Annotated in this window: 11 protein-coding genes; 3 read left to right on the top strand and 8 right to left on the bottom strand. The window is 66.4% G+C overall.

The genetic code is table 11. From position 1 onward, the window contains the following. Positions 1-11 precede the first annotated feature (11 nt). Positions 12-680 (bottom strand): ribulose-phosphate 3-epimerase, encoded by a 669-nt coding sequence (gene rpe / locus ACXR2W_RS00315; protein ID WP_458815525.1) that lies wholly within the window; start codon positions 678-680, stop codon positions 12-14. A gap of 76 nt (positions 681-756) precedes the next feature. Between rpe and ACXR2W_RS00310 the strand changes: the two genes are divergently transcribed. Beyond that, a complete protein-coding gene (locus ACXR2W_RS00310; RefSeq protein ID WP_458815523.1) occupies positions 757-2,268 on the top strand; it encodes a hypothetical protein in 1,512 nt (503 codons plus the stop codon). Between the two features lie 102 nt (positions 2,269-2,370). Here the strand turns inward: ACXR2W_RS00310 and ACXR2W_RS00305 are convergent, their stop codons facing one another. Further along, entirely contained in the window at positions 2,371-3,840 is a 1,470-nt protein-coding gene (locus ACXR2W_RS00305) for an RsmB/NOP family class I SAM-dependent RNA methyltransferase (RefSeq protein ID WP_458815521.1), read from the bottom strand. Then, positions 3,837-4,769, bottom strand: a complete 933-nt coding sequence (locus tag ACXR2W_RS00300) for a methionyl-tRNA formyltransferase (RefSeq protein ID WP_458815519.1) — start codon at positions 4,767-4,769, stop codon at positions 3,837-3,839. The genes ACXR2W_RS00305 and ACXR2W_RS00300 overlap by 4 nt, the downstream gene beginning before the upstream one ends. Positions 4,770-4,965: 196 nt before the next feature. Between ACXR2W_RS00300 and trpB the strand changes: the two genes are divergently transcribed. Then, positions 4,966-6,189 carry a tryptophan synthase subunit beta gene (gene trpB / locus ACXR2W_RS00295; protein ID WP_458815517.1) on the top strand — a complete coding sequence of 408 codons (1,224 nt, stop codon included), beginning with the start codon at positions 4,966-4,968 and terminating at the stop codon, positions 6,187-6,189. 56 nt (positions 6,190-6,245) lie between these two features. Here the strand turns inward: trpB and ACXR2W_RS00290 are convergent, their stop codons facing one another. The 4 genes from ACXR2W_RS00290 to ACXR2W_RS00275 all read right to left on the bottom strand — a co-directional run bounded on the left by ACXR2W_RS00290 (position 6,246) and on the right by ACXR2W_RS00275 (position 10,696). Then, positions 6,246-8,270, bottom strand: coding sequence for a primosomal protein N' family DNA-binding protein (locus tag ACXR2W_RS00290; protein WP_458815515.1), 2,025 nt, complete (start codon positions 8,268-8,270; stop codon positions 6,246-6,248). A 20-nt stretch (positions 8,271-8,290) separates the two neighbouring features. After that, complete coding sequence (metK, locus tag ACXR2W_RS00285) at positions 8,291-9,484, bottom strand: methionine adenosyltransferase (protein ID WP_458815513.1); 1,194 nt, start codon at positions 9,482-9,484, stop codon at positions 8,291-8,293. Between the two features lie 142 nt (positions 9,485-9,626). Next, on the bottom strand, positions 9,627-9,947 hold the full coding sequence (gene rpoZ, locus ACXR2W_RS00280; protein WP_458815511.1) for a DNA-directed RNA polymerase subunit omega: 321 nt from the start codon (positions 9,945-9,947) through the stop codon (positions 9,627-9,629). 104 nt (positions 9,948-10,051) lie between these two features. Continuing rightward, positions 10,052-10,696, bottom strand: coding sequence for a DUF8185 domain-containing protein (locus ACXR2W_RS00275; RefSeq protein ID WP_458815509.1), 645 nt, complete (start codon positions 10,694-10,696; stop codon positions 10,052-10,054). Positions 10,697-10,778: 82 nt separating this feature from the next. Here ACXR2W_RS00275 and ACXR2W_RS00270 point away from each other — a divergent pair, with 82 nt between their 5' ends. Then, the gene (locus ACXR2W_RS00270; RefSeq protein ID WP_458815507.1) at positions 10,779-11,645 is read left to right on the top strand and encodes an acyl-CoA thioesterase; all 867 of its coding nucleotides are present in this window, start codon (positions 10,779-10,781) and stop codon (positions 11,643-11,645) included. Between the two features lie 49 nt (positions 11,646-11,694). Here the strand turns inward: ACXR2W_RS00270 and ACXR2W_RS00265 are convergent, their stop codons facing one another. Next, positions 11,695-12,162 carry an acyl-CoA thioesterase gene (locus tag ACXR2W_RS00265; RefSeq protein ID WP_458815505.1) on the bottom strand — a complete coding sequence of 156 codons (468 nt, stop codon included), beginning with the start codon at positions 12,160-12,162 and terminating at the stop codon, positions 11,695-11,697. Between the last annotated feature and the right edge of the window lie 60 nt (positions 12,163-12,222).

Raw genomic sequence — 12,222 nt, 5'->3', positions numbered from 1 at the left:
TCGTGCGCGGCTTAGGCGCTGTGCACGTGAGCCGCGGCGGCGGCACGCAGGTCTGCAATGCGGTGCTCTGGTACGCCACCGTACACGGCTGACCCGGCTACGAACGTGTCGGCGCCAGCTTCTGCTGCCATGGCGATCGTGTTGACCGTAATACCGCCATCGACCTGCAGCCACACATCAAGCCCCAGCTTGGCTTTTGCCTCGGCGAACTTGCGCAGCTTCGGCATCATGTCGGGCATAAACGACTGCCCACCAAAGCCCGGCTCTACGGTCATCACGAGCACCTGATCAAACTCGGGCAGCAGTTCGAGATAGGGCTCCGGATCAGTACCGGGCTTCAGCGCGATGCCCGCGCGCGCACCCATGTCACGGAGCTTTCGGGCGAGTCGCACCGGGTCTTCGGTGGCCTCGGCGTGGAACGTGACGGAGTATGCGCCGAGTTCGGCGTAGCCGGGCGCCCAGCGATCGGCGTTAGAGATCATGAGGTGCATGTCGAGCGGAATCGGCGACACCGCCTGGATGCGCTCCACAATGGGAGGCCCCATGGTGAGGTTTGGCACGAAGTGGTTATCCATCACGTCGACGTGCACGAGGTCGGCGGTCGCAATCGCCTGCAACTCGGCCTCGAGGTTTACAAAGTCTGCGGAAAGAATGCTCGGGTTAATGCGCTGCTGGCTCACCCCATAAGCTTATGGGTTCGGTCGTGAAATCAACATTCGGTCTTCATCTGTCTCACGGTCGCCTAGGCTTGAGGGTATGAGTGATTCACCCGACCACCCAACTACGCCCGCGCAAGACCCCCAGCAGCCGCAGCAGCCACAGGCCGCAAACCCGGCAGAACCTACGCCGTCCTCTGCTGCTCCGGGCGGACTCGCGCCTTCACCCGGCATCGCGCCCCCGGCTGGCATGGCCGCTCCTGAGCTTTCGCAGCCTACCGAGCAGCCCCAGTTCGCGCAGCCCCAGTTCGCACAGGAGCCCACCGCTCCGCAGTACGGCCAGCCCCAGTTTGAGCAGGCGCAGTTTGAACAGGCGCAGTCTGAACAGCCGCAGTTCGCGCAGCCGCAGGACCCGACGCAGCCTCAGTTCGCACAGGAGCCCGCCGCACCGCAGTACGGCCAGCCCCAGTTCGCGCAGGATCCGGCAGCAGCCCAGTTTGCGCCCGCAGCGGGCGGCCCGGGAGAGCCCACCGCCCCCGGTGGTCCGGCAGGTCCGGGAGGACCCAAGAAGGGGCTCTCCACGGGCGCCATCATCGGCATCGTTGGCGGCGCGATCGCACTCATCATTTTGCTCGTCGTCGGCGGCCTATTCGCGTTCCGCGCGCTCTCGGGCCCCGCAGACAGTGGCGACTCCGCGGGCTCTGCCAGCAGCTCTGAGGGCAAGGCAATCAAGCGAGCAAAGACGCCCGACGGCACGATCGAGCAGTTCTTGAACGCGCTCGCCGAGGGCGACGCCAACACGGCACGCAAGCTCGCGGGCGGCGCCACCTCTGACGATCTGCTCTCTGATGAGGCCCTGGCAGCGCAGCTGAAGGTGGCCCCGATCACTGCCATCGAGGTCGACCCCGTCGTTGACGAGCCAAACGACTACGAAGCCACCGTCACCGCATCGTTTGACATCGGCGATACCACCGTCACGCGCGACTTCAAGCTGTGGAACTCGCGTGATTCGTGGGAGATCTCTGACGCACTCGTGAGCTTCTCGCTCGATGCGTTCAAGGGTCTCGAGCCGCAGGTTAACGGCATCGAGGTGCGCCCCAGCACGTCGCAGAAGGCGTTCCCCGGCGCCTACCAGATCTCGCTCGGCCTCGAGCAGTTCGAACTCGACAGCAAGGTCGACACCTTTGTGCTCGGCGATCGCAACGACGCCGACGCAATGTACAGCTTGAAGCCGCGACTCACCGAAGCCGCGACCGAAGAGTACCGCACCCTCGTGGCGGCCGCACTCACGAAGTGCCTCGAATCGACCACGTTCACGACCGACTGTGGCCTTGAGGTGTCGCAGGAGCTCAGCGGCGGCGAAAAGGTCATCGACGGCACGATCGTGCGCACAATCGGCACCGAGGGTGAAGCGAAGCTGAAGCGCCTCGAACCGACCACCAGCTACAGCGCTCCGACCGTTGTGTCGACCTACGACTACATCACGGTCACCACGACCGCGCAGGTCGACAACAATGGCACGACCGAAGAAGGCACCCTGTACGGCGGCGGCATGATGCTCACGCCCACCGTCGACTTCGCAGAGGCGAAGCCCAAGGTGACCTGGGAGTAATAACACCGGTTACGTGCGACAGGCGCACGCACACGACGGGCCCGGCAGCAATGCCGGGCCCGTCGTGTTTATTTTTGCGCCGGATCGCCCGGCGCCGCGCAACTACCGCGTGAAGAGCGCAATAAACATTGCGTCGGTGCCGTGGCGATGCGGCCACAACTGCACGCTGAGTTCGTCACCCGCGAGATCGATGTCTCCGCGCGCGAGAGTTGACACGGTCTGGCGCGCGTCGAGCTCCCGCAGGCCCTCGTGCCTGGCGAGCAGCCTGTCGACGCCCGCCCGAGTCTCGGCGAGGTGCGGTGAACACGTCACGTAGGCGAGCACCCCGCCGGGCTTCAGGTGTGCCACAGCGGCATCGAGCAGGTCAGCCTGCAGCTGGGTCAGCTCGGGCAGGTCGCTCGGTTGTTTGCGCCAGCGCGCCTCGGGCCTGCGCCGCAGCGCCCCGAGCCCTGAACACGGCGCGTCAACGAGAATTCGGTCGAACTCTTCGCCACCGTACGCTTCGTCTCGGCGGCCATCAAAGGAGACCACCTCTACCGTGTCGGCGACCGCTTCGACCGAGCTGCGCACGAGCTGGGCGCGATGCGGCGCCACCTCGTTCGCACGCACCGTCGCCCCAGCTGCCCGCGCCTCGGCTCCGAGCAGCGCACTCTTGCCGCCTGGGCCAGCGCACAGGTCGAGCCAGCGCTCGCCCGATGCGATCGGCCGCGCGCGGCTGAGCGCGAGAGCGGCGAGCTGTGAGCCCTGGTCTTGCACACGAAGTGCCCCCTCCGGGAGCCCCGCCGCCGCGATCGCGCGCGCCGGGTCTCCGCCCGCCAGCGTGTAGCCGACGGGCGAGAAACCAGACGCCACGATGACCGCATCGCCTTCTGGCCCGTGCTGCCTCTCGAGGTCTGCGCTCTCGCCGAACCCGGGCAGTAGTGCCAGGTTCACAAGCGGGGCGATATTGTCGGCTTCCAGCAGCGCCGGCAGTTCATCGCCGCGCCCCTCAGCTTTGAGCGCTGCGCGCAGCGCACGCAACACCCAGGCGGGGTGGGAGGTTTGGGCGGCGAGCGCTTGGTCCTTCGACGACGCCCCGGCCGCGATGCGCTCATCCCACTCCTCCGGTGCGACGCGGCCCACCGCGCGCAGTACACCGTTGACGAAGCCCGCGCCGCCGGGCGAAGCCACGAGGCGCTGCAGTTCAACGCTCTCGTTGACGGCCGCGTGTGAGGCTGTGCGCATGCCGAGCAGCTGGTGCACACCCAGGCGCAACACGTTGAGCGTACGCGGATCTACCTGTGCAACCTCACGGGCTGACGCAAGTTCAATAATGCGGTCGTATCGGCCGCGCCAGCGCAGCGTACCCGCTACTAACTCGGTGACGAGCCCCGCGTCGCGGTGATCAAGGCCCGCCTCACGAATACGTGCAGGCAGGGCGAGGTTCGCAAAAGCTTCGCGTTCGGTCACGTCCCGCAACACATCGTAGGCGGCGAGCCTTGCGGGTGACACCCGCGGCTTGCCCTGTTGACGTTTGGGCTGGCGACGCTGCGAATGCTGCTGTTGGCGCTGTGAGCGCTGCTCGCCGCTCATGCGATCACCGCGCTTCCGCCGCGGCCACGCAGCCAGTCGGCAGCAGCCATCGCGGGCTTACCCGCGGGCTGTACCCGCACGAGCTCGAGCGCTCCGTCAGTCAGCTGTAGCAGTACGCGGCCAGCGACGTGGGTCACTGATCCGGCGCGCAAACCCGACGCCGCAGCTGCCTCACCGGCCCCTGGCGCCGGGCGCAACTCGTGGAGCTTGAGCGGCGCGTCGTCGTGCAGTGCATAGGCGCCGGGCTCTGGCGTCATGCCAGCCCACTGCGCTAATACCTCGGCCGTGCCGCGCGCGAGATCCAGCTTGCCGTCTTCGCGGGTGAGTTTGTGCGCGTAGCTCGTCTCTCCCTGCTGCGGTACCCCGGCCGCGGGGTCGTGCGCAAGAGCCGTAATCGCTTCAAGCAGGGCGCTCGTACCAAACTGCGAAAGCTGGGTGAGTGCCTCGCCTGCACTCGTGCCTGGCGCGAACTCGTGAGCGTCGCGGCTGAGCACGTCGCCCGCGTCGAGCGCCGCCACAAGCCTGAAAGCGGTGACCGAGAGCGTCTGCTCCCCGGCGGCGAGCGCACGCTGCACGGGCGCCGCGCCGCGCCAACGAGGCAGGTCCGAGAAGTGGAGGTTGATCCAGCCGAGAGTGGGCAAGCTCAAGAGCGGCTCGCGCACGAGGCCGCCGTACGCGACGATCACGCCGAGCTCGGCGTGCAGTTCACGCGCCCACGCGAGGGCAGCGTCGTCGAGCCTGTTGGCTTTGAACACGGGCAGCCCGAGTTCTTCGGCGGCGAGCGCGACTGGTGAGGGGGTGAATACGCGCTTGCGCCCGAGTGGGGCGTCTTCTCGTGTAATGACGCCCGCAATGTCGTGCCCGTGCGCTGCGAGCGCACGCAGGCTGGGCACGGCGAACTCTGGGGTTCCGGCAAAAATGATCCGCATGGTTCTATTCTCTCAGGGCGGCAGTGCGTCAATGTGCTGGTACACTCAGCGACATGCATGCAGCGAGCCTCACCACCGTGAATTTTTGGTGGACCGTCTGAGGACGGTCTAGGCACGCAGCTGCATTTCCGACACCGCCTCTCGCTGGGCGGTGTTTTTTCGTCTCGAGTGGCGCAATGAAGCAAAGGATCCTTACATGTCACACTCTGATTCGCTCTCTCCCTACCGCGCGAACGCCGAGGGCTTTTTCGGTGAGTACGGCGGGGCGGCGCTGCCACCGCATCTCGCTGGCCCCATGGCCGAGGTCGCTGCGGCCTATGAGGAGGCCTCGGCTGACCCGCAGTTTCAAGACGAGTTGCAGGCGCTGCTTGCCAAGTATGTCGGCCGGCCGTCGCTCTTGTACTTCGCCCAGAACCTCACGAACGAGCTCGGCGGTGCCCGCGTGTACTTCAAGCGCGAAGACCTCAACCACACGGGCGCGCACAAGATTAACCACTGTTTGGGTGAGGCGCTGCTCGCAAAGCGCATGGGCAAGAAGAAGCTGATCGCTGAGACGGGGGCAGGCCAGCACGGTGTGGCACTCGCGACGGCGGCAGCGCTCGTGGGCCTCGAGTGCGAGATTCACATGGGTGCGATTGACGTGGCGAAGCAGCATCCCAACGTGGTGCGCATGGAGCTGCTCGGCGCAAAGGTCGTGTCGGTTGAAGAGGGTGGCCGCTCGCTCAAGGAGGCCGTCGATTCGGCGTTCGGTGTGTACGCGGCGGCGCCCGACGAGTATTTCTTTGCGATCGGCTCGGTCGTGGGGCCACACCCGTTCCCGTCGATGGTGCGCGACTTTCAATCGGTGGTGGGGCGCGAGGCGCGCGCCCAGATTCTCGAGGCAGAGGGCCGGCTGCCCGACCTGCTGATCGCCTCGGTGGGTGGCGGGTCGAACGCGCTGGGGCTCTTCGACGCGTTTCTCGCCGACGAGGGCGTGCGTGTGATGGGTGTCGAGCCGGGGGGCGAGGGCCTGGAGGGTGACCGTCACGCGGCGACGATGACGCTGGGAACTCCCGGCACCCTGCACGGCATGTTCACGAAGGTGCTGCAGACCGAATCGGGTGAGCCCTCGCCCGTGCACTCGATCGCGTCGGGTCTTGACTACCCCGGTGTGGGCCCGCAGCACGCGCACCTCGAAAGCCTCGGCCGCGCCGAGTACGTGTCGGTGTCGGACTCAGAGACGCTGGCGGCGTTTGAGACGCTGTCGCGGGTGGAGGGAATTATTCCGGCGCTCGAGTCGTCACACGCGATCGCGCAGGTGATCAAGGTCGCGCCGACCATGCCGAAGGACGCGATCATCATCGCGAATCTGTCGGGGCGTGGCGACAAAGACGTGGACTACGTCGCCGAGCTCATCAAACAGCAGCTCACCGCGATCTAGGAATTCGCGGTCGAGGAATCCGCGGCCTAGGAATCCGCGGCCTAGGAATCCGCGGCCTAGGAATCGAATACGCCGCGGTCGTCGAAACGCAAGCGTAGGGCCTCGGGGCGTGCTCGCCCCGGGGCTCGTGCTTTTGTGCGGGCGGAAGCGCCCGCCGCGTCCGCGACGAGCGCGCCCCGCAGCCGCGACGCCACCTCCGCACCGCGAGCGTAGTCGAATCGTACGATGGCGCGCACGAGCCCCGGCGGAGTTTTGCCGGGACCGCCAGCGGGCAGCTGTGTGGGGCCGAGGTGATCTACCCCCGGCATGCTTTGGAGAGCATCGAGCGCCCGGCCCACCTCTGCGTACCCACCGGTCACGCTCGCCACACGCACCGCCGGCGGATACCTGAGCTGGTGTCTGTCGTGCAGTTCTTGGTGCAGCCACTCTTGGGTGCGGCCGGTCACGAATGCGCGCACGGCGGGACCGCCGCCTGCCGCGAGCAGGCAGTGCCCGTCGGGGGCCGCGAGCGCCGCCGCGTTCTCCCACCAGCGCACGCAGTCCTCGGCCGAGCGCAGCGACTCTCGCGAGAGCAGCCGCTCGGCGTCGAGCAGCACGACCGCACGGTACCCGCCCGCCGCGAGCGGCTCGGCCCCGCGGGTTGCTACAACGAGTGCGGGCCTCGCGTCAACGCGTTCACGCGCGTGTTCGCCATCACTCAGAAGTATGCGGGCGCCCGCGAACTGTCGTTCAAACTGTTCGACTGTGCGCTCTGACCCCATGCCACGTTCGACGAGATACCGGCCGTTGCACTCACTGCAGTGCCAGGTGGCGGCGTTCGTGCCACACCAGCGGCACGCCGCGCGCTGCGCCGAACGAAACCCGATGGGCCCCTGGCAGGCCAGGCAGCGAGCAAGCTCACCGCAGTCGTGGCATGCCGCTATCGGCGCGTATCCCGGGGTCGCCACCTGCACGAGCACGGGCCCGGACTGCAGCGCTTCTCGGATGGTACGCGCTGCGATCTCGGGTACGCGGCCCGCAAATGCGTCGGGCGTCATCGCAGCATCGGCGTGCAGAATGCGTGTGCGCTTGGGTGGGTTCTGCTGGGCCCGCACATACCCAATGTCGATGAGGCGTTGTACCTCGGCGCTGCGGGCGTGCGCGCCAAAGAACAGCCCGGCTCCGGCCTGCCCTGCACGTACGAGCGCCGAGTCTCGCGCGTGCACGTACGGTGCGAGCGGCTCGGCAAGCACGGGATCACCATCGTCCCACAGCAGGATCGCGCCGAGCGCGTGCGCGGGGGCGTAGACCGCTGAGCGGTTGCCGACGATGATGCGCGGTTCGTGGTCGAGGGCGCGCAAGAACCCGGCGTAGCGCTCGCCGTTTGACTGCCGCGAGTCGACGCGCACCACGTCTTCGTGCCCGAGCGCGGCGAGCGCATCGCGCAACTGGTCGAGGTCGCGCCAATCGGGCACGGCACAGATCACGCTGCGCCCCGCCTCGTACACCGCCATGGCGATGCGGGCGTACTGCGCTGCCCACCCGCCCACCCACTCGCCCGTGTGTAACCGTTCGGGGCCGTGGGAGGCGGTGAGCGCAAGCCTCGCGCCCGTAAGCAGCTCGTGCGCGATCACTTCTTCTGCACTGGGCTCACGATCGAGCGTGACCGGGGCAGTCCCTGGCTCCGGATCCCCCTCGGCCGGCACCTCAGCAATGTGCTGTTTCTCGACCCGTACCATGCGCTGCGGGATCGCGAGACGCAAAATGTCGCCCGCCGAGCCACCCGCCCGGTCAGCGACCGCGCGGGCCACCCGCCACACCTCAGGGGTGAGGAGCGGCACCGGAGACACGATGTCGGCGATGGGGGCGAGTTCGCCGCCAAACTCGCTGCGCTCGGCAAACTCGATGACGTAGCCAAAGCTCTTGCGATCCTTCGACCGAAACGGCACCCTCACCCGGTGCCCCACCCGCAGCTTGTCGTGCAGCTCGGCAGGTACCGCGTAATCAAACAGGTGGTCGAGCTGTGGGAGCGCCGAATCGAGCAGCACACGAGCGACCCTGCGTTCCCCCGGCTGCTCGGCTTCTTCGATTCCGGCGCTCACCACACTCCCTTTATTTGACGCTAGACGCCCGCAGCGGCACGCAGCTCGGCGACGCGGGGCGTTGCCTCCCACGTAAACTCGGGCAGTTCACGGCCGAAGTGTCCGTACGCACTTGTCGCAGCATAGATGGGGCGCAGCAGTGCGAGGTCACGAATAATCGCGAGCGGGCGCAGATCAAAGACCTCACGTACGGCAGCTTCGATGCGCTCGCGCGGTACCGTTTCGGTGCCGAATGTTTCGACGTACAGCCCCACCGGGTGGGCGCGGCCAATCGCGTACGCCACCTGCAGCTCGGCACGCTTCGCGAGCCCCGCCCGCACAACGTGCTTAGCTACCCAGCGCATCGCGTAGGCGGCCGAGCGGTCGACCTTTGAGGGGTCCTTACCGCTAAAGGCACCGCCGCCGTGACGGCTCGTGCCGCCGTAGGTGTCGATGATGATCTTGCGACCGGTGAGACCGGCGTCGCCCATCGGGCCACCAATCACAAACGGGCCTGCCGGGTTAATGAAGATGTCGGCGTGATCGCTCAAGAGATCGACCCGGCCGAGCACGGGGCGAATGACCTCGCGCTCAATGACCTCGCGCAGCGCAGGCTGTGAGATGTCGGCGTGGTGCTGTGTCGAGAGCACGATCGCTTCTACGCTTGCGGCGCGATCGCCGTCGTAACCGATCGTGACCTGCGTTTTACCATCGGGGCGCAGCTCGGGCACGATGCCCGCTTTGCGCACCTCGGTGAGGCGTTCTGCCATGCGGTGGGCGATCCAGTTGGGCAGCGGGTGCAGCTCGGGGGTCTCGTCCGTGGCATAGCCAAACATGATCCCCTGGTCGCCCGCGCCCTGTGCGCTGAGCGGATCAACTTCTTCCGCTGATGTGCGTACCTCGAGCGACGAATCCACACCGCCCGCGATGTCGGGCGACTGCTGCCCGATCGACACCGAGATGCCACATGACGCGGCGTCAAATCCCATCTCGGAGCTGGTGTACCCAATGTCGCGGATCGCCTCGCGCACGATCTGCGGGATCTCGACGTAGCCGCTGGTAGACACTTCGCCCGCCACGTGTACGAGCCCTGTCGTGACCATCGTCTCGACCGCGACGCGGGCGCCCGTGTCTTGCTCGATCATTGCGTCGAGAATCGAGTCAGAGATGCGGTCGCAAATCTTGTCGGGGTGCCCTTCGGTAACGGACTCAGAGGTGAACTGGCGCAGTGGCACGGGGGCTCCTAGCAGTGCGAGCGAAAAATGAACGTGGGAAAACAGCGGTGGCGCCGGATCCCTCCAATAAGGGTATCCGACGCCACCGACATCGCTGCTTTCGCGGCGAAGTGTTACTTCGTGCAGGCGAACCTGCGTACGATTACGCTTCTTCGCCAGCCTCGAGGGCTTCGTCAGCAAGCTCATCGTCTTCAAGCTCAGCGAGATCTGATTCCTCGATGGGCTTCATTTCAAGCTTGCCCTCGACGATCTCGTGCAACGCGATCGACAGCGGCTTGTCATCGACCGACGAGTCGACGAGCGGCCCGACGTTATCGAACAGGTTGCCATCGTGCAGATCCGTGTAGTAGTCGTTGATCTGGCGGGCGCGCTGTGAAGCGAACACCACCAGCGCGTACTTAGAATCCACCTTTTCGAGCAGATCGTCGATCGGCGGGTCGATGATGCCGTTGGGGTTGGCCATGTACACACTCCTCTAGTAGACCTGTCTATCTTACCCGAGGAATGCTGCCAGTGGGGCGCGGCCGACTTTTAGGCCGGGCCCCGCCGATCCGGAGCGCGTGAATGCTAGCCCAGAAGCGACCGAATCACGACGTGGCCGCGGCCCGTAGACACCCGTGTCCAGGTGAGGGTGCGCGTGACGCGCGCAGGCTCCTCCCCCAAGAAACCCAGCGCCTCAGCTGCGAAGGCGGCAGCAGCGGGCACACCCGGGGCCACTTCGGCCCCCCACACCGACGCGCGCACCTTATGCACGACGGCCTCGCCGGGGTCCTGCGGCAGCGCTTCGGCAACCCGCGCGATTCCTGCCTCGGCGACGGCGCTGAGTGACGAGGCGTCGATCGCGCCGGCAGGCTCCCATCCGGCAGCGGGGGGCAGTACGCCCGTCCAGGCCGCCATCGCGGGCACGTCGGGCAGCTCGAGCGCAAGCCCGATGATGCCTAGCCGAGCGATGCGATCGAGCAGCGCGCGCCCCTGCACCGTGACGTCGATGGGTGTCTCGGGCGTGTGAGCGAGCGCAAAGGCGCGCATGACGAGCACGACGGGCACCGAATCCGTGATGCCCATGGGGGCCTGCGTGCAGCCGTATACCGCGAGCACACCGCCGCGGGTCACCATGCGCACCTCGGGCTTACCCGCCCGCTGCAAACGTTCGAGAAAGATGCGCAGGTCGTCGCGCGTGGCATGGTCTAGGAGAGCGAGTGTGGCGGCCATCCCACGAGCCTACCGGGGCGACCTGCGCTGAAAGCGCGCTAGTGTTGAGGCACCGCCCGTGCAACCCACTCAGGAGGACTCAATGACCGCGTTTCCAGACCTGCTCGCGATGCTTTCGGTGCTCGATTCGGGCGCTAGAACGACCGAGGATATTCTGACGGGGCCCGCATTTCCCACCCCGCACGGTCGGTCGTTTGGTGGCCAGGTGCTCGGGCAGGCGATCTCGGCGGCAGGCACCACTGTGCCCGAAGACCGCCAGATTCATTCGATGCACGGCTACTTCTTGCGCCCGGGCAACAGCGAAGAGCGCATGACCTTTGAGGTCGCAAGGCTCTATGACGGGCGTTCGTTCTCGACACGCCGCGTACAGGCCTACCAGGGCGGCGACGTCTTGATGTCGATGATCTCGTCGTTTCAGGAAGACGACCCCGGGGTCGAACACCAGGAACCGATCGACCTGTCTGACGTGCCCGACCCCGAGTCGCTTCCGAGCGTGTGGGAGAAGTATGGCCACCTCGCTGGCGACGGCCGGGCCTCTTGGGTAATGAATCGCCCATTCGATTTTCGCTACGTCGAGTCAGACATCATCTTGCGCGTGCCCGAGCGCACCAACACGCAGCGGGTGTGGATGCGCAGTCGCGATAACTTCGACGCGTCAGCGCTCTTGAACGCCGCAGCGCTCGCGTTTGGTAGCGACTACTTGCTCCTTGAACCCGTCGCACGCCAGCACGGTATCCCCTGGGCCACTCCCGGTATGCGCGCAGCGAGTCTTGACCACGCGATGTGGTTTCACCGGCCGTTTCGTGTCGACGAATGGCTGCTCTACGAACTCGAGTCACCGACTTCGCAGGGCGGCCGCGGCCTCGCCACGGGCCGCTTCTACGATCGCGACGGTGCGCTCGTTGCGAGCGTTGCGCAAGAGAGCATGTTCCGCGTTCCCGAGGCGTAGGGCACGGGCAGCGCGTAGCGCGTGCCGCTCGTGTGCCGACGTAGGCGCGCTAGGCGCGCCGCATCGACACCGGCGCGTCACACCACGGCTCAACGGCGGCGCGCCCCGCTTCAGACAGCCGGATCGGGCGCATTGTCTCGCCATCGACGATGACGATGTGGGAGATCGCCTTTGCGACCACCGTGCGCTCGGAGTGCGCACCGTCGATGATCTCGTAGTGCACTTCAAGGCTCGAACCACCGAGTTTACCCACCCAGAGCTCGACGGTGATCGGCTGCGCCGAATACTCAAGTACGCGAGCGTACTCGATCGTTTGGCTGGCCACGAGCATTTTGGGACCTAACGGGTCGCCACCACGAAAATGCTGCTCCATGCCGGTCTTCTCACGCCCTGAACCGAGCCAGAAAGTGCGCACGCGTGCCTCTTCAAGGAACCGTGCAAAAGCAACATTGTTCACGTGCCCGTAGGCGTCCTGGTCGCCCCAGCGCAGCTCCATGTCAATGTGTGTGCGAGCCATGGGTAATACCTCTTCTCGTGCCGCGAGTTCAAAACGAAACGCCACGGGCGCGGCTCCCCG

Source organism: Leucobacter faecis (assembly GCF_054456695.2).
Note: the sequence above shows the minus strand (reverse complement) of the source record. Positions and strands in the feature narration are given on the sequence as shown.

What these genes read in the sequence shown, in the direction of transcription:
- ACXR2W_RS00310 (WP_458815523.1), top strand. Translation starts at nt 757, where the DNA reads ATGAGTGATTCACCCGACCACCCAACTACGCCCGCGCAAGACCCCCAG.
- ACXR2W_RS00305 (WP_458815521.1), bottom strand. Translation starts at nt 3,840, where the DNA reads ATGAGCGGCGAGCAGCGCTCACAGCGCCAACAGCAGCATTCGCAGCGT.
- ACXR2W_RS00300 (WP_458815519.1), bottom strand. Translation starts at nt 4,769, where the DNA reads ATGCGGATCATTTTTGCCGGAACCCCAGAGTTCGCCGTGCCCAGCCTG.
- trpB (WP_458815517.1), top strand. Translation starts at nt 4,966, where the DNA reads ATGTCACACTCTGATTCGCTCTCTCCCTACCGCGCGAACGCCGAGGGC.
- rpoZ (WP_458815511.1), bottom strand. Translation starts at nt 9,947, where the DNA reads ATGGCCAACCCCAACGGCATCATCGACCCGCCGATCGACGATCTGCTC.
- ACXR2W_RS00275 (WP_458815509.1), bottom strand. Translation starts at nt 10,696, where the DNA reads ATGGCCGCCACACTCGCTCTCCTAGACCATGCCACGCGCGACGACCTG.
- ACXR2W_RS00270 (WP_458815507.1), top strand. Translation starts at nt 10,779, where the DNA reads ATGACCGCGTTTCCAGACCTGCTCGCGATGCTTTCGGTGCTCGATTCG.
- ACXR2W_RS00265 (WP_458815505.1), bottom strand. Translation starts at nt 12,162, where the DNA reads ATGGCTCGCACACACATTGACATGGAGCTGCGCTGGGGCGACCAGGAC.